Source organism: Mesorhizobium sp. YIM 152430 (assembly GCF_029210365.1).
Classification (GTDB): domain Bacteria; phylum Pseudomonadota; class Alphaproteobacteria; order Rhizobiales; family Rhizobiaceae; genus Aliihoeflea.
On sequence record NZ_JARGES010000046.1, the window covers coordinates 245276 to 263487 of the forward strand.

Here is an 18212-nt window from a genome sequence, read left to right on the forward strand (position 1 = left end):
AGGTGCAATCGCACCATTCTCGATTCACGAGGGTTTATCATGGACACAAATCGAACTTCTCCGATCAAGACACGCAAGCGCCGTCTTTTCGCGACCGCCGCTTCGCTCGCGCTTGCCGGCGCCATCGGTTTCGGCGCCGTGACCACCGGCGCGCTGCCCGTTAGCGCCGAGGCCGTGCGCGTCGAGACGACGCAGCAGAACCCCGGCTTCGCCGACGTCGTCGAACGCGTGTCGCCGGCGGTCGTTTCGGTGCGTGTCGATTCGCAGGTCGCTCCGGTTTCCGATCGCAGGCAGGGCTCGCCCTTCAGTGCTCCCGGCTTCGAGGATCTTCCGCGCGACCATCCTCTCAACCGCTTCTTCAGAGAATTTCGCGGGCAGGACCGGCAGTCCGAAGGCCGTCGCGGCGGCCCGCGTGATCGTGCCGAGCGGGCGCGGCCATCTTCGCAGGGTTCCGGCTTCTTCATTTCGGCCGACGGCTATCTCGTGACCAACAACCACGTCATTCGCGGCGGCTCGGCCTATACGGTCGTGCTCGACGACGGGACCGAACTCTCGGCCGAACTCGTCGGTTCCGATCCGCGGACCGATCTTGCCGTGCTCAAGGTCGAGGAAGATCGCGAATTTACCTATGTCGCCTTCGCCGACGACAGCAATGTGCGTGTCGGGGAATGGGTCGTGGCGGTCGGCAATCCGTTCGGGCTGGGCGGCTCGGTGACGGCCGGCATCGTCTCGGCGCGTGGCCGCGACATCGGCGCGGGCCCCTATGACGATTTCCTGCAGATCGATGCCGCCGTCAATCGCGGCAATTCCGGCGGTCCCGCCTTCAATCTGAACGGCGAGGTCGTCGGCATCAACACCGCGATCTTCTCGCCGTCCGGCGGCAATGTGGGCATCGCCTTCGCCATCCCGTCATCGACGGCCGAAACCGTCGTGTCGAGCCTGATCGAGAACGGCGCCGTCACGCGCGGCTGGCTTGGCGTGCAGATTCAGCCCGTCACCGACGAGATCGCCGAATCGCTGGGTCTCGAAAGCGCGCGCGGCGCACTGATCAGCCAGCCGCAGGCTGACGGACCGGCAGTGGCCGCCGGCATCCTGTCCGGCGATGTCGTGACGGCCGTGAACGGCCAGGCAGTCGCATCGCCCCGCGAACTTGCGCGCCTCGTCGGCAATCTGACGCCTGGCAGCACCGTCACCGTCGACATCTGGCGCAATGGCGAAACCCAGGAGGTCGAGGTGGAACTGGGCACGCTTCCCGGCGATGATCAACTCGCTTCGGTGACCCCGTCCGAAACCTCGCCCACTGGCGACGTCGCGCTGGCCGATTTCGGCCTGACGGTCATCCCGTCCGAAGACGGAAACGGTCTGCTCGTCACCGACGTCGACCCCGACAGCGCGGCCGCCGAGCGCGGCATCGAGCCAGGCGACGTGATCGCCGCCGTCAACTCGCAGCCCGTGCGGTCGTCGCAGGACGTCTCGAACGCCGTTTCGTCGGCTGAGCAGGCCGGCCGCAGCGCCGTGCTCCTTCAGGTCAGCCGCGACAATTCGAACCGCTTCGTCGCGCTGCCGATCTCCCAAGGCTGACGCCGCGAAGTCGAAGGTCCAGGTCAGGGCGCGCTTTCAGATGCTCCGAGACTGCGCAATGGCTGGACGTCGGACCGGTTGACGTCCAAGACTATCGGCCGGTTCCGGCGGCGGCGGGTCCCCATCACCCGCCGTCGCTTTTATCTGGAGACAGGCTGCCGATGAAACTTCTGGTTATCGAAGACGATCGCGAGGCGGCCGAGTATCTCGAAAAGGCATTCGACGAGGCCGGTCATCGCGCCCATATCGCCGCCGATGGCGAAACCGGCTATGCGCTGGCCAGTTCCGGCGAGTATGACGTCCTCGTCGTCGACCGCATGTTGCCGCGGCGCGACGGACTTTCGGTCGTTGCGGCCCTGCGCGCGCGCGGCAATGACACGCCTGTGCTGATCCTCTCGGCGCTCGGCGAGGTCGACGATCGCGTCACCGGCCTGCGCGCCGGCGGCGACGATTATCTGACCAAACCCTATGCCTTTTCCGAATTGCTCGCCCGCGTCGAGGTTCTGAAGAAGCGCGGGGGCTCGAAGGACGTCGAGACGGTCTATCGCGTGGGCGATCTGGAACTCGACCGCCTGTCCCATTCGGTCAAGCGCGCGGCAAAGGAGATCGTTCTTCAGCCGCGCGAATTCCGGCTGCTCGAATATCTGATGCGCCATGCCGGGCAGGTCGTGACGCGCACCATGCTGCTCGAAAATGTCTGGGACTATCATTTCGACCCGCAGACTAACGTCATCGACGTCCATATCTCGCGCCTGCGCTCGAAGATCGAGCGGGACTTCGATACGCCCGTCCTGCATACGGTTCGCGGCGCCGGCTACATGCTGAAAGCCTGATGCTGGCCTCGATCTCCGCATTGATGAAGACGACGGCCGCACGGCTTTCCGCACTCTATCTGCTGTTGTTCGCGATCTGCGCCGTCGGGCTCGTCTTCTACATGGGCTCGCTGACGATGCGCATGTTGACCGGCCAGATTCAGGACACGGTCTCGGAAGAGGTGCTGAGCCTCGGGCGTGCCTATCAGCGTGGCGGCCTGACGACGCTGGTGCGCTTCGTCGAAAACCGTTCGCGCCAGCCGGGCGCCTATCTCTACATCATCGCCGACCCGACGGGTCGCATCCTCGGCGGCAATGTTCAAAGCCTCGAATCGCAGGTGCTCGCACAAGAGGGATGGACCGACCGTCCGTTCTCCTATGAACGCTATGGCGAGGCCGAATCGCGCAGCGCCGACGTTCCCGCCGCACGGCAAGGCCCGCATATGGCGATGGCCGTGGTCGTGCGCCTTCCCAACCAGATGATCATGCTTGTCGGCCGCGATCTGGGCGAACCCGAGCGCTTCGGCAACGTGATCCGCCGCGCGCTGATCGTCGCCTTCGGCATGATGGGACTTGGTGCGCTCGCCATCTGGTTCCTCGTCGGGCGGCGCGCGCTGAAACGCATCGACAACATCTCGGATGCAAGCCGGCGCATCATGGGCGGCGATCTGTCCGGTCGCCTGCCGGTTACCGGGGCAGGCGACGAATTCGACCGCCTATCGCAGAACCTGAACGAGATGCTGGCGCGGATCGGTGCGCTCAACGAGGGCCTGAAGCAGGTTTCCGACAATATCGCGCACGATCTGAAGACACCGCTGACGCGGCTGCGGAACCGTGCCGAGGCCGCGCTCGCCGGGGACAACGCGCCGCAGCACCGCGCCGCCCTGGAAGCGACGATCGCCGAATCCGATCAGTTGATCCGCACGTTCAACGCCATCCTGATGATCAGCCGGCTGGAATCGGGCTACTCGGCCGAGCACACGTCGGCGATCGACATTGCCGCCATCGTCGCGGATGTGGTGGAACTCTACGAGCCGGCAGCCGAAGAGGTTGGCGTCACGCTCGATGCCGATGCGCCCGCCGAACTGGTCATGTCCGGAAATCGCGAACTCATCGGTCAGTCCCTGTCGAACGTCGTCGACAATGCGATCAAATATTCCGCCGGTTTCGGCGACGCGCCCAAGGTGCGCGTGTCGGCGGCCCGCAAGGACGGCGAGATCGTCGTCTCCGTCTGCGACACGGGGCCGGGAATTCCCCAAGAAGATCGCGGACGGGCGACCGAACGTTTCGTGCGACTGGAACAGAGCCGTTCGCAGCCGGGCTCCGGTCTCGGATTGAGCCTTGCCAAGGCGGTCATGACCTTTCACGGCGGACGGCTTGAATTGTCGGGCGAAAACCCTGGATTATGCGTCACCATGATCTTCCCGGCAGGCGATTCCCCGACTCCATGACCAAGAGCGACGCAAAGAGCCCGACGACACTTCAAGCATTCGGGCGCGCGTCGCTGAAGCCGCTTCGCCCGAACCATGCGGCCGAACTCGTCGCCGACTTAATCGAAACCGCCCGCGGCGACGGTTGCGCGGCTGTGGCCGATGCGATCGAGGCCGACAAGGGCGTGGCCGCATTCCTCGGAGCAGCCTTCGATCTTTCGCCCTTTCTGCGCGATGCGGCCCGCCGCCGCCCCGCCATTCTTGAAGGGCTCCTCGCGACGCCGCTCGACGAGCGACTGGCGGCGATCCTCGCCGAAATATGCGCGGCCGCTGCCGAGGCGGATGGCGAGACGGGGCTGATGAAGTCGCTGCGCCTGTTGAAGGGCGAGGGCCACGCCTTGCTGGCGCTGGCCGACCTTGCCGGCATTCACTCCGCCGAGGCGACGGTGAGGTGCCTGAGCGAGCTTGCCGATGCGTGCATCGGCGCTGCGGTGGATTTCCTTCTGATCGAGACACATGAGCGGGGTGCGATCAAGCTGCCTGAACCGGCGAAGCCGGGCAGGGGATCGGGCCTCGTCGTGCTCGGCATGGGCAAGCTCGGCGCCCATGAACTCAATTTCTCCTCCGACATCGATTTGATCCTGTTCGTCGACGTCGAGGCCGAAGCGATCCTCGATCCGTTCGACGCGACGGACCTTTTCTCGCGCCTTGCGCGCCGCCTGATCCGCATCCTGCAGGACCGCACCGAGCACGGCTACGTCTTCCGCACCGACCTGCGGCTGCGGCCCGACCCCGGCTCGACGCCGCTTGCGATCCCGACCGAGGCGGCTTTGAACTATTACGAAGGCCGCGGCCAGAACTGGGAGCGCGCCGCGATGATCAAGGCGCGCCCGCTTGCGGGCGACATAGCGGCAGGCAAGGCGTTCCTCGGCGAACTCACCCCTTATATCTGGCGCAAATATATGGACTTCGCGGCCATTGCGGACGTCCATTCGATCAAGCGCCAGATCCACGCGCACAAGGGCCATGGCGAGATCGCGGTCAAGGGCCACAACGTCAAGCTGGGACGCGGCGGCATTCGCGAGATCGAGTTCTTCGTCCAGACCCAGCAACTGATTGCCGGCGGACGTTTCCAGGAATTGCGCGGCCGTCAGACGGTCGCGATGCTGGGTATGCTGGCCGAACGCGGCTGGATCAGCGCGGACGCACGCGATGCGCTGGCCCGGCAATACTGGTTCCTACGCGACGTCGAACATGCGATCCAGATGATCGCGGACGAGCAGAACCATGTTCTGCCGGAGGACGATGAAGGCTTGCGCCGAATCGCCCTGATGCTCGGATTCGAGGACGAGACGGCGTTCTCCGGGGCGTTCCGGGCCTCGCTGCAACTGGTCGAAGGACACTATGCGGCGCTGTTCGAGACCGCCCCGCAACTGTCGCGCGGGGTCGGCAATCTGGTTTTCACCGGGGATGTCGACGATCCGGACACGTTGCAAACGCTCTCCGAACTCGGATTCGAGCGGCCGAGCGACATCGCGCGGCTGATCCGCACCTGGCATTTCGGTCGCTACCGCGCGACGCAATCGGCCGAAGCCCGCGAGCGCCTGACCGAACTGACGCCGGCGCTTCTGGAAGCCTTCGGACAGACGAAGCGCGCCGACGAGGCGATTCTGCGCTTCGACGAATTTCTGAAGGGTCTGCCGGCCGGCATCCAGCTCTTCTCGCTCTTCCAGTCGAATCCGTCGCTCTTGAAACTGCTGGCGACGATCATGGGCGCCGCGCCGCGCCTCGCGCAGATCATCACCCGCCGCCCGCACGTCTTCGACGGACTGCTCGATCCGGGGCTTCTTTCGGAACTGCCGAACAAGGCCTATCTCGCCGAACGTCTCGACGGCTTTTTGACGGGCGTCGAACTGCATGAGGAATTGCTCGACCGGCTGCGCATCTTCGCGGCCGAGCAGAAATTCCTGATCGGCATCCGGCTTCTGTCCGGCGCCATCGACCATCGCCGCGCTGGCAAGGCCTTCTCGGATCTCGCGGATCTGACGATCGGCTGCGCGCTGGAGGCAGTGCAGGCGGAGTTCGCGATCCGCCATGGCACTGTTGCAGGCGGCAAGGTCTGCATCGTCGGCATGGGCAAGCTGGGCAGCCGCGAACTGACGGCGGGCTCCGATGTCGACCTGATCCTGCTCTACGATCACGATGCGCAGGTCGAGGAATCCGATGGCGAGAAGCCTCTCGCGCCGGCGCATTATTTTACCAGGCTCACACAGCGCCTGATCGCCGCCGTCTCGGCGCCGACCGCCGAAGGCGTGCTCTACGAACTTGATTTGCGCCTGCGCCCCTCCGGCAACAAGGGGCCGGTCGCAACCCATGTCGATGCTTTTGCGAAGTATCAGCGCGGGGAGGCGTGGACCTGGGAGCACATGGCGCTCACGCGCGCCCGCGCAGTCGCCGGCGACGAAAACCTGATCGCCGTGGCCAACGCGCATGTCGCCGATGTGCTGGCGACGAAACGTGACGCCGGCAAGGTCCGCGCGGATGCGAACGAGATGCGCAAGCTCATTGCGAGCGAGAAGCCGCCGCGCGACGTCTGGGACGTGAAGCTTGTCGATGGCGGGTTGATCGACCTTGAATTCATCGCGCAGGTGGCGACGCTGACCGGCCGCGCCGACGGCGATGAGCACACCGCTTCGACCGTCGAGACGTTGCAGCGCCTGTCACCGGATTTTTGCGATCCTAACATCCGCGACGAACTCGTCGCCGCCCATGAACTCTACTCGTCGCTGACGCAGATTTTGCGGTTGTGCCTGACCGGCCCGTTCGAGCCGGACGACGTGCCGCCGGGTCTCGCCGACCTTCTATTGCGCACGACGGACCTGCCGGACTTGAAGGTGCTGGAGGCGCATCTGAAGGACACGTCGAAGACGGTGTCCGGGCATTTCAGGAAGCTGATCGGCAAATAGCTCACGCCGCCTGCTTCACCGTCACCTGCTCGCGGGCGGGGATGCGAACAGAGACGATGGTTCCGACGCCCTCGTTCGAGCGGATCTTCAGCGCGCCGCCATGCAGTTCGGCCAGCGAACGCGAGATCGCAAGGCCGAGGCCGGATCCGGTGTGGTTCTTGGAGAACTGGTTCTGAACCTGCTCGAACGGCCGACCGAGCTTCTTCAGCGCATCCTTGGGAATGCCGCAGCCCGTATCCTCGATGCTGATGACGACCGAATTGCCGATCTTGCGCGCGCGCATGGAGATCTTGCCCCCCTCGCCGGTGAACTTCACCGCGTTGGACAAAAGGTTGAGCATGATCTGCTTGACCGCGCGACGGTCGGCGAAGAGTTCCATCGTGTTGGAAATCTTGGTCTCGACATTGATCTGCTTCTTGGCCGCCTGAAGCGCGACGACGCGGATGGCCTCGTCGATGAGCGGATTGAGTTCGATGCCCTCGCGGTCGATCGAGAACTGGCCGGCCTCGATCTTCGACATGTCGAGAATGTCGTTGATGACGCCGAGTAGATAGGCGCCCGAGCCGTGGATGTCGCGGATATATTCTTCGTATTTCTCCGAGCCGAGCGGGCCGAACAGTCGCGACGACATGAGTTCGGAGAAGCCGATTATGGCGTTGAGCGGGGTTCGCAATTCGTGCGACATGTTCGCGAGGAATTCGGATTTGGCCCGGTTCGCCGCCTCGGCGCGCTCGGTTTCCTTCATATATTCGCGGTTGAGTTCGACCAGTTCGCGGGTGCGCTCGCCTTCGGCCTTCCGGGCGAGCGACAGATCGTGAATCGTCGCCATCAGTCGGCGTTCGGAATCGACCAGTTTCTCCTGGTTCTGCTTGATCGGCGTGATGTCGGTGCCAACGGACACCATGCCGCCATCGCGCGTGCGCAGTTCGTTGACCTGTAGCCAGCGCCCGTCTGCAAGCTGACGCTCATAGGTTGCCCCGCCGACCGGCCCGTTCGAATTGGCCAGCTTGCGCTCATGCGCGAAGGCCGTCATCCGCTTGGCGATGGTCTCGCGGCTGGTGCCGGGGAAGACGTCGGCATCCGACAGGCCGTGATCCTTCTGGAACTTCGAGTTGCACATGATGAGATGCTGGTTGGCATCCCACAGGACGAAGGATTCGTTGATGTTCTCGATGGCGGTGCGCAGCCGCAGATCTGCCGTTTCGGACCGCTGGGCGAGGTGGCGCTGCTCGGTGATGTCGACGGCGATGCCGACGAGGTGGATGTCGGCGGCATCGGGGTCGTTGACCTGTGCCTTGGCCCTGATCCAGACCCAGCCGCCGCTGGCGTGGCGCATTCGGAAGATCTGGTCGAACTGGTCGGTTTCGCCTTGTGCGACGCGCTGCGCGATCGCCATCAGGTCGCCGTCCTCGGGATGGATGATTTCGGAAATCGAGCCGAAGGAAAGCATTCCTTCGCAGGGCTCGTAGCCGAGCATCTCGTACATCGAGCGCGACCAGTGCATCCGACCGCGGGCCAGATCCCAGTCCCAGATGCCGCATCGCCCGCGTGTCAGCGCCATGTCGTTGCGCAGATTGGCTTCCTCGTAGATCTGGTCTGCGGCCTCGGCGCGTGCGGCCTGCGTGAAATAGGCATAGAGCACGACGAGGAGCACTCCGGCGGTCAGGACGAAGAGTGTGACGTTGAGCGCGAGCGCCTTGCGCCATTCCTCCAGCACCCTGTCGCGCGAGATCAGCGTGAAGGCCGCGCCGGTGCGCCCTTCGAGAAGTTCGGCCGCCGCGAACCAGCTCTCGCCGGCCACGGTCACTTCAAGCACGCCGGCGCGCTGGCCGAACATGAAGAGAGGTTGTCCCTCGACGATCAGGTTTTCCAGCGACTGGCCGACGAGATGCTGCTGGCCCGTGGTCGCCACGATCTCGAAATCGGCGTCGGTGATGATCAGCACCTGCGCGTCGGCAATGACGGAATGGCGCGTCGTGTCACGCAGAACGGCTTCCGAGATCAGCCGGTCAGGGGCCGCGTCGCCATGGCTGGTTCGCATGGCGTGGTAGACCTGGCTGGCGGTCAGGCCGAGCAGCCCTTTCGACGTCGCTTCCAGGTCCTCTTTCCAGGCGAAGAGCGACAGCGAGCGCATCGCCGCGATGAGAAGCAGGAAGCAGATGACCAGCGTGGGGATGGAGCGGCGCAAGTAAGGTTCGGCGGCCAGGAGCCGCTTATAGGCCGGCGCGGCGATGAAGCGCGCATGTCCGGCGAGACGAACTTTGTGGCGCGGCCTGCGCCAGGCAAAGAAATGTCCCGCGGCCGCGCCCCACGCGTCCGTTAGTGCCATTGTTGGCTCCCGAATTTCGAACCTTGCGAATCGATCCGGCAACGCCGCACTTCCGAATCGTCTATAAGGAATCAGAGCCGATTCGCGCTGTCCAGAGCGTGCGGCCAAATCTTGATAAATTATTGACGCATCGATGGCGGCGGTTAGGCAAGCGTGCGGTCGACGATGTCCTTCAGATCCGTCGAAAGACCGGGAACGGCGACGATGCGCGCCAGTTCCACCCGCGCCAGTTCCTGCCGGCCGGGCTCCAGCGAACGCCAGGAGCGGAACGCCGTCGCAAGCCGCGCCGCAACCTGGGGGTTGCGCTTTTCGACTTCGATGATGCGGTCGGCAAAGAAGCGGTAGCCGGCGCCGTCCGCCCGGTGGAAGCCGGTCTGGTTGGAACTTGCGAAGGTGCCGATCAGCGAGCGCACGCGGTTCGGATTGCCGATCGAGAACGCGCCGTGCCGGGTGAGCTTCTCGACGCGGGAAAGAGCCGCATCGCCCGGAATGGTCGCTTGGATCTGGAACCATTTGTCGAGCACCAGCGGATTGTCTGCATGGCGGGTTTCGAAATCGGCAAGCGCGGAGACGGACAATGGTTCCGACGCAAAGCGATGGGCGAGGACGGCAAGCGCTGCCGCGCGCTCGGTCATGTTGGTCGCCTGGCAGTACTGACCGGCGGCGAGTTCCGGTGTGCGACGGGCAGCGGAGGCGTAGTCGAGCAGCACGTTGCGCAAGGCGCGCCGGCCGGCGCTTTGTGCATCGGACGAGAATGAATCGGTGTCTTCGAGTTCCCCGTAAAGTGCCTCGAATGATTGACGATTTGCCGCTGCAATCGCATCGATGAGTGCGTCGCGCGCGTCATGGATCGCGTCGGGATCGATGTTGGAGCCGATTTCGCGGGCGACATCCGCCTCGCTCGGGGGCGTCAGCGCGAGGGCGCGATAGGCGGGCTCCAGCGTATCGTCGGCGGCGATGGCGCCAAGCACTTCGGCCAGCCGTCCTGTCATGTTGCTTTGCCGGACAGGGGTCTTGCTCGTCTCGATCAGATAGTCGCAGAGAAGCCCGTTCAGCGCCTGCCAGCGCGCGACGAGGTCGCTGTCGTGCCGGGCGAGGAACAGGCGGTCGTCGACGCTCTGCTCGCTCGCCAGCGTGACCGGCGCCGAAAAGCCGCGATTGAGCGACACTGCCGGCCGCTGCGAAAGTCCGGCGAAGCGAACCACCTGACGCCGCTTTTTCAGATGGATGAGGCCATCGACGAAGCTGCCATCTGCGGACACGGCTTCGAGGTCGCTGCCGTCCTGACCGACGAGCCCGATGGCGAGCGGAATGTGCATCAACCGCTTGCGGCTTTCGGACGGCGTCGGCGGAACCGACTGTTCGATGTCGAGCGTCAGTTCGCCGCGCGCCTCGTCATAGGCGGCGGATATGCTGACATGCGGTGTGCCGGCCTGGTGATACCAGAGCGCGAATTGCGAAAGGTCGCGGCCTGAGACGTCCTCGAACACTTTGAGGAAGTCCTCGATCGTCGCCGCGTCGCCGTCATGGCGTTCGAAATAAAGGTCCATGCCGCGCCGGAACGTGTCGGCGCCGAGGATGGTGCGGATCATCCGCACGACTTCCGAACCCTTCTCGTAGACGGTCGCCGTGTAGAAATTGTTGATCTCGCGATAGCGGCGCGGGCGCACCGGATGGGCGAGCGGCCCCTGGTCCTCGGGAAATTGCAGCGACTTGAGGGTCCGCACCTCGGCGATGCGCTTGACCGCGCGCGAGCGCATGTCGGCGGAAAATTCATGGTCGCGGAAGACGGTCAGCCCTTCCTTGAGGCAGAGCTGGAACCAGTCGCGGCAAGTGATTCTGTTGCCAGTCCAATTGTGGAAATACTCATGCGCGATGATCGCCTCTATATTGGCGAAGTCGGCGTCGGTCGCGGTCTCCTCGTCGGCAAGGACATATTTGTCGTTGAAGATGTTGAGGCCCTTGTTCTCCATCGCGCCCATGTTGAAATCGGACACGGCGACGATGTTGAAGACGTCGAGATCGTATTCGAGGCCGAACACGTCCTCGTCCCAGTGCATCGAGCGTTTGAGCGCGTCCATCGCGTAGGCCGCGCGCGCCTCCTTGCCCTTCTCGACATAGATGCCGAGCTCGACCGCGCGGCCGGAGCGGGTGGTGAATCCGTCCGTGATCTTGCCGAGATCGCCGGCGACGAGCGCGAAGAGATAGGACGGCTTGAGATGTGGATCGTGCCAGACGGCATAATGCCAGCCGTCCTCGAGGTCGCCGCTTTCGACCGGATTGCCGTTGGACAACAGGATCGGCGCCGTCGCCTTCGGCGCCTCGATCCGCACCGTATAGACCGACATCACGTCGGGACGGTCGAGGAAATAGGTGATGCGGCGAAAGCCCTCCGCCTCGCATTGCGTGCAGTAGACGCCGTTCGACAAATAGAGGCCCATCAGCGCCGAGTTCGCCTCCGGCGCGAGTTCGGTTTCGATGACGAGCGTGAACGGGCCTTTCGGCAGGCGGGCGACGGTGAGCTGATCGGGCGCCGCGCTGTAATCCTGCGCGGTCAGTCGGGTGCCGTCGAGCGCCACCGACAGGAGCTTCAGCCCGTCGCCGTCGAGCACCAGCGGCGCATCGAACGCGGTATCCTCGCGTCTTTCGACGGAAAGCGTCGCGGTCACGCGTGCATGGCGCGGGTCGAGCCGGAAGACGAGGTGGGTCGCGCGGATGGCGTAGTCGCTCGTGCGGTAGTCCTCGAGGCGGTAGACCTTCCCGGTGTCGATCGTCATGCGTTGCCCCTGGATATGCGGAAACGGTCTGCCGCACTCCGCGAGAATTGATATGCTGGCCGGTCTTTACACGATGCTGGCCCTCGACAAAACTGTCGTTCCGCGCCAGTTCACTGGCATTCCTCCCCACGATCCGGAAAGTTTTCCATGAATGTGATGACGCCGAAGTTCGGAATGGGTGCGCCCGTCCGTCGCCTCGAAGACGATGCCTTCATCCGGGGGCAGGGCCGCTATACCGACGATCTGACGCGCGAGGGCGTGCTGCACGGCTATGTGGTCCGCTCATCCGTCGCCAGGGGTTCTTTCTCCATCGGTTCGACGGAAGCGGCGCTGGCAAGCGAGGGCATCAGGCTCGTGCTGACCGGCGCGGACGTCACGCATCTCGGCGCATTGAAGTCGGGCGCGATGCAGAAGCAGCCGGACGGCAGCCGCGCGCCGACGCGCGACATCCCGATCCTGTGTGCGGATGAGGTCGCCTATGTCGGGGATGCGGTCGCCTTCATCGTCGCCGAAACGCGGGCACAGGCGCAGGACGCCGCCGATCTCATCGAGATCGACTACGCGCCCGAAGATGCCGTCGCGGACATCGCGGCCGCGCTGGCGCAGGATGCCCCGCAGGTCTGGAGCGAGCGCGACGGGAATGTCGCCTTCGAATACCGGATGGGCAAGGCCGATGCTGCCGACGCCGCCTTCGCAAAGGCGGCTCATGTCTCGCGCATCGAGTTCCGGAACAATCGCCTGGTTTCCAATTACATGGAGCCGCGTTCCGCGCTGGGCGAATGGGTGGAAGACGAGGATCGCTTCACCCTGACGACGGGATCGCAGGGCGTCCATTCGATGCGCCGGGTCCTGTGCGACCAGGTCTTCGGCATCGGCCACGACAAGCTGCGCGTCGTCACGCCCGATGTCGGCGGCGGGTTCGGCACCAAGATGTTCGTCTATCGCGAATATGCGCTGGTGCTGGAAGCGGCGAAACGTCTCGGCCAGCCGGTCAAGTGGACCAGCGATCGCGCGGAGCACTTCCTGACCGACGCGCATGGCCGCGACAACCTCGCGATCGCCGAGATGGCGATGGATGGCGAAGGTCGCTTTCTGGCGCTGCGCGTGAAGACCGACGCCAATATGGGCGCCTATTGCTCGCAGGTCGGTCCGTTCATCCCGTGGATCGGAGCGACGATGGCGACCGGCGTCTACGACATCCCTGCGCTCGACGTCACGATCCGCGGCATCTACACCAACACGACGCCCGTCGATGCCTATCGCGGGGCCGGGCGGCCGGAAGCGGCCTTCCAGCTTGAAAAGCTGGTCGACCAGTGCGCGCGCGACATGGGACTCTCGCCTGTAGACATTCGCCGGCGCAATTTCATCCGGCCCGAACAGTTCCCCTACACCACGCCGACCGGGCGCAAATACGATGTCGGCGAGTTCGATGGTCATCTGACCACCGCCCTCGAGCGCGCCGAGTGGGACGGTTTCGACGCCCGCAACGAAGTGGCGAAGTCGAAAGGGCGCATTCGCGGCATCGGCCTGGCGACCTATGTCGAAGCCTGCGCCTTCGCCGGCTCCGAACCGGCCCATGTCGAACTCGGCGCGGACGGAAACGTCACGCTTTCCATCGGCACCCAGTCGAACGGGCAGGGCCACGCGACCGCTTACGCACAGTTCGTCGCCGAAAAGCTGAATATCGACATTTCGCGCATCACCGTCCATCAGGGCGATACCGACCGGCTGGAAAAGGGCGGTGGCACGGGCGGCTCGCGCTCCATTCCGCTCGGCGGCGTCTCGGCCGCGCGCGCCGGTGAAGACCTTGCCGAGAAGCTCAAGCGCATCGCGGCCGAGGAACTGGAAGCATCGCCCGCCGATATCGAGCTCATCGACGGCACCGCGAAGATCGTCGGCACCGACCGCGTGATCGATTTCGCCGGCATTGCCCGCGCGGCAAAAAACGAGTCTGATCTCAAGGGTTTCGGCGAGTTCGTTCAGGATGAGGCGACCTATCCGAACGGCAGCCATATCTGCGAGGTCGAGATCGACCCGGAGACGGGCGGGACCGAGGTCGTGCGCTACACGATCGTCGACGATTTCGGCGCGACGGTGAACCCCGTCCTGCTGGCCGGCCAGGTCCATGGCGGCGTCGTGCAGGGCATCGGCCAGGCGCTTTGCGAGGAGGCGGTCTATGGCGAGGACGGCCAGCTCGTCACGGCCAGCTTCATGGACTACGCCGTGCCGCGCGCCGACGACTTTCCGAACTTCCATTTCGAAACCCGCAACGTCCCGTCCACCACCAACGCGCTCGGCATCAAGGGCGCGGGCGAGGCCGGCACGATCGGCGCCACGCCGGCCGCGCTGAACGCGGTGACGGACGCGCTCTGGCGCGCCTACGGGATCGGCCACATCGAGATGCCTGCTACGCCACAGCGCGTATGGCAGGCGATTCAGGATGCGAAATAGGTTAACTGGATAATCGATTTCCGATTCGGCGCGGCGGCAACGTCGCCGCGCATTTTGTGGCAAGCGGGCGGATGAACAGACAAGAGGCGGAGGCTCTTTACGCGGACAGGAATCCGCTGACCGGCATTCTGCTCAAGGTCGTTTCCGTCGCAGCCTTCGTGGCGATGGCCTCGCTCATCAAGGCGGCGGGCCGCGTTCCGGCGGGCGAGATCGTCTTCTTCCGCTCCGCCTTCGCCATCCTGCCGATCCTTATCCTGCTCGCCTGGCGCCACGAACTGCGCTCGGCACTGAAGACAGCGCGACCCTTCAGTCACATTGCCCGCGGTCTCGTCGGCGTCACCTCGATGGGGCTCGGCTTCTTCGCACTGACGCGCCTGCCGCTACCCGAAGCGATCACGCTCAATTATGCGCAGCCGCTTCTGGTCGTCGTCTTCTCCGCGCTTTTCATGGGGGAGGTCGTGCGGCTGTTCCGCTGGAGCGCGGTCGTCGTCGGGCTCGTCGGGGTCGTCATCATCTCCTGGCCGAAGCTGACGCTCTTCACAGACGGCTCGGCGATGGGCAATGACGAGGCCCTGGGCGTCACCGCGGCGCTGCTCGCGGCGGGCGTCTCGGCCATCGCCATGCTGCTCGTGCGCCGCCTCGTCCACACCGAAAAGACCGCGACCATCGTGCTCTGGTTCTCGTTGACGTCGACGGTCGCCGCGCTCGGCACCGTTCCGTTCGGCTGGGTCGCGCTCACCGGCGCGCAGGCCGTCTGTCTCATCGGCTCCGGCATTTGCGGCGGCGTCGGCCAGATCCTGATGACGGAAAGCTATCGCCACGCGCCGATGTCGACCATCGCGCCGTTCGAATACACCTCGATGATTCTCGGCATCGCGGTCGGCTTCTTCGTCTTCGGCGACCTGCCGACGCTCTACACGCTCGTCGGTGGAACGATCGTCGTGGGAGCCGGCCTCTTCATCATCTGGCGCGAACAGAGGCTTGGCCTCAAGCGCGGCCAGGCCCGCAAGGTCACGCCGCCGACGTGAGCACCTTCAACCGTGCCTTGATCTCCAGAAGATCGTGCCATGCGAGTTTCTTGTGCGCCGGGTTGCGCAGGAGATAGGCCGGGTGGAGAAGGGGCATCGTCGGGATTGCCAGGCCGGTTGCGGTTCGGTGCTCCCGCCAGCTTCCCCGCAGTCGGGTAATCCCCTCGCTCGTGTTGAGCAGGATCTTGGACGACGGCCCGCCAAGCGCCACCAGCACCTTCGGCTTGACGAGTTCGATCTGCCGCTCGATGAACGGGCGGCAGATTTCCGTTTCGATGGGCGTCGGCGTGCGGTTGCCGGGCGGCCGCCAGGGGATGACATTGGTGATGTAGGCGCTGGTCCGGTCGAGCGCGATCGCCGCCAGCATCCGGTCGAGCAACTGCCCCGACCTGCCGACGAAGGGTCGGCCCTCGATATCCTCGTCGCGGCCCGGCGCCTCGCCGACGAACATGATGTCCGCCTCGCCATTGCCGTCGCCGAAGACGAGATTCTTGGCGGTGAATTTCAGATTGCAGCCGTCGAAACCTTCAAGGCACGCGCGCAGGTCGGAAAGCGACGCCGCCTCGCGTGCCAGAATCCGCGCGCTTTCGCTTTTGCCCTCGTCGGGGACGCTCGCCTTTATGCGGGGCGGGGAAGCGGGCACATTGGCATAGGCTGCGGCGCGCTGCGGATCGACGGGCGGCGCGGCCGGACTATGACGCGTCTCGACATGTGATGCCTTTGCCGGTTCAGCCGCGGCGAACCGGTCGACCGCCTCGTCCATGAGCGCGTCGTCCACGCCGCTATCGGCATAGAAGAGCAGGAGTTCGCGCAGGTTGATCGTATCGGCCATTCATTCTCTATACCCATCGCGGGGCAGGGGGCCAAGCGCGTCATTGTTTGACGTTTACGTCAACGGAATATAGATTGGCCGCTACGGCCTGTCGCATGGAGACAGATATGGTTTCGCTAAGGAAACCGATGCGATAAGCACGCATTATGACATCAGGCAGCGTCGTCGATGACGCGACCGAGACAAGCGGGTGGGAGATCGACATGAGCGAAGTTGAACGCGAAAGCATGGAATTCGACGTGGTGATCGTGGGCGCCGGTCCCGCCGGTCTCGCCGCCTCGATCCGCTTGAAGCAGCTCAACCCGGACCTTTCGGTCGTCGTTCTGGAAAAGGGCGCCGAAGTCGGCGCGCACATCCTTTCAGGCGCGGTGGTCGACCCGATCGGTATCGACCGCCTGTTGCCGGATTGGCGCTCGGAAAGCGATCATCCGTTCAACACGCCGGTGACGGACGACCAGTTCCTGCTGCTCGGCCCGGCCGGTTCGATCCGCATTCCCAATTTCCTGATGCCGCCCTTGATGAACAATCACGGCAACTACGCCGTTTCGCTCGGCAATGTCTGCCGCTGGCTCGCCGGCCATGCCGAGGCGCTGGGCGTCGAGATCTATCCGGGCTTCGCGGCGGCCGACCTCATCTACAATGACGAAGGCGTGGTCACCGGCGTCGTGACCGGCGACATGGGCGTCGAGCGCGACGGCACGCACGGCCCGTCCTATGCGCCCGGCATGGCGCTGCTCGGGAAATATGTGCTGATCGGCGAGGGGGTGCGCGGGTCGCTGGCCAAGAAGCTGATCGAGAAGTTCGAGCTTTCGAAGGACGCCCAGCCGCAGAAATTCGGCATCGGCCTGAAGGAACTGTGGCAGGTCGCGCCCGAAAAGCACAAGCCCGGCCTCGTCCAGCATTCTTTTGGATGGCCGCTCAATTCGAAAACGGGTGGTGGCTCTTTCCTCTATCACCTCGAGGACAACCAGGTTGCGGTCGGCTTCGTCGTCCATCTGAACTACAAGAACCCCTATCTCTCCCCCTTCGAAGAATTCCAGCGGTTCAAGACGCACCCGGCGATTCGTGACACGTTCGACGGTGGCAAGCGCATCTCCTATGGCGCGCGCGCGATCACGGAGGGCGGCTACCAGTCGGTGCCGAAGCTGAGCTTCCCCGGCGGCGCGCTCATCGGCTGCTCGGCCGGCTTCGTCAACGTGCCGCGCATCAAGGGTTCGCACAATGCGGTCCTGTCGGGGATGCTGGCGGCCGAGAAGGTCGCGGAGGCGCTCGCCGCCGGACGCAGCAACGACGAACTGGCCGCCTACGAGGCCGAATGGCGCCAAAGCGACATCGGCAAGGACCTGAAGCGGGTGCGCAACGTCAAGCCGCTCTGGTCGAAATTCGGCACCTGGATCGGCGTCGGACTCGGCGGGCTCGACATGTGGACGAACCAGCTTTTCGGCTTCTCCTTCTTCGGCACGCAAAAGCACGGCAAGCCGGACCACGCCGCGCTCGAGCCGGCCGATAAGCATTCGCCGATCGCCTATCCCAAGCCCGACGGCGTCCTCACCTTCGACCGCCTGTCCTCGGTGTTCCTGTCGAACACGAATCACGAGGAAAGCCAGCCGATCCACCTTCAGGTGAAGGACCCGGAATTGCAGAAGCGGTCGGAATATATGGTCTTTTCCGGCCCCTCGACGCGCTATTGCCCGGCCGGCGTCTATGAATGGGTGGATGCGGACGGCAACGGCCTGACCGGTGGTCCGGCATCGCCGACCAAGGGCGGCGAGGTCTCACATTCGGAGCCGGATGCCCGCTTCGTCATCAACGCGCAGAACTGCGTCCACTGCAAGACATGCGACATCAAGGACCCGAACCAGAACATCAACTGGGTTCCGCCGCAGGGCGGCGAGGGACCGGTCTATCCGAATATGTGAGCAGGGAGTGAATGGTGAATGGTGAATAGTGAATGGGAGTTGGTCGGCTTTTGGCCTTGACGTTGGTGAGTAGCCGAAACGACTACA

10 protein-coding genes are annotated in these 18212 nt (G+C 64.5%); 7 read left to right on the forward strand and 3 right to left on the reverse strand.

What is annotated here, in order from left to right; genetic code table 11:
* Positions 1-39: 39 nt before the first annotated feature.
* The 4 genes from PZ895_RS16395 (at position 40) to PZ895_RS16410 (ending at position 6789) form a co-directional block, all read left to right on the forward strand.
* On the forward strand, positions 40-1581 hold the full coding sequence (locus tag PZ895_RS16395) for a Do family serine endopeptidase (protein WP_275840064.1): 1542 nt from the start codon (positions 40-42) through the stop codon (positions 1579-1581).
* 161 nt (positions 1582-1742) lie between these two features.
* A complete protein-coding gene (locus PZ895_RS16400; RefSeq protein WP_275840065.1) occupies positions 1743-2414 on the forward strand; it encodes a response regulator transcription factor in 672 nt (223 codons plus the stop codon).
* Entirely contained in the window at positions 2414-3844 is a 1431-nt protein-coding gene (locus PZ895_RS16405; protein ID WP_275840066.1) for a HAMP domain-containing sensor histidine kinase, read from the forward strand. The genes PZ895_RS16400 and PZ895_RS16405 overlap by 1 nt, the downstream gene beginning before the upstream one ends.
* Positions 3841-6789 carry a bifunctional [glutamine synthetase] adenylyltransferase/[glutamine synthetase]-adenylyl-L-tyrosine phosphorylase gene (locus tag PZ895_RS16410; protein ID WP_275840067.1) on the forward strand — a complete coding sequence of 983 codons (2949 nt, stop codon included), beginning with the start codon at positions 3841-3843 and terminating at the stop codon, positions 6787-6789. Before PZ895_RS16405 ends, PZ895_RS16410 begins: the two co-directional genes overlap by 4 nt.
* 1 nt (position 6790) lies before the next feature.
* Here the strand turns inward: PZ895_RS16410 and PZ895_RS16415 are convergent, their stop codons facing one another.
* Together PZ895_RS16415 and pepN are read right to left on the reverse strand one after the other, a co-directional pair.
* Complete coding sequence (locus PZ895_RS16415) at positions 6791-9118, reverse strand: PAS domain-containing sensor histidine kinase (protein WP_275840068.1); 2328 nt, start codon at positions 9116-9118, stop codon at positions 6791-6793.
* Between the two features lie 143 nt (positions 9119-9261).
* Positions 9262-11895, reverse strand: a complete 2634-nt coding sequence (gene pepN, locus PZ895_RS16420; protein WP_275840069.1) for an aminopeptidase N — start codon at positions 11893-11895, stop codon at positions 9262-9264.
* A gap of 147 nt (positions 11896-12042) precedes the next feature.
* Here pepN and PZ895_RS16425 point away from each other — a divergent pair, with 147 nt between their 5' ends.
* Together PZ895_RS16425 and PZ895_RS16430 are read left to right on the forward strand one after the other, a co-directional pair.
* Positions 12043-14346, forward strand: a complete 2304-nt coding sequence (locus tag PZ895_RS16425; RefSeq protein WP_275840070.1) for a xanthine dehydrogenase family protein molybdopterin-binding subunit — start codon at positions 12043-12045, stop codon at positions 14344-14346.
* Positions 14347-14417: 71 nt separating this feature from the next.
* Entirely contained in the window at positions 14418-15374 is a 957-nt protein-coding gene (locus PZ895_RS16430; RefSeq protein ID WP_275840071.1) for a DMT family transporter, read from the forward strand.
* Here the strand turns inward: PZ895_RS16430 and PZ895_RS16435 are convergent.
* The gene (locus tag PZ895_RS16435) at positions 15358-16206 is read right to left on the reverse strand and encodes a uracil-DNA glycosylase (protein ID WP_275840072.1); all 849 of its coding nucleotides are present in this window, start codon (positions 16204-16206) and stop codon (positions 15358-15360) included. The two genes, PZ895_RS16430 and PZ895_RS16435, sit on opposite strands and share 17 nt — an antisense overlap.
* 203 nt (positions 16207-16409) lie before the next feature.
* Here PZ895_RS16435 and PZ895_RS16440 point away from each other — a divergent pair, with 203 nt between their 5' ends.
* Positions 16410-18125 (forward strand): electron transfer flavoprotein-ubiquinone oxidoreductase, encoded by a 1716-nt coding sequence (locus tag PZ895_RS16440; protein WP_275840073.1) that lies wholly within the window; start codon positions 16410-16412, stop codon positions 18123-18125.
* Positions 18126-18212: the final 87 nt, after the last annotated feature.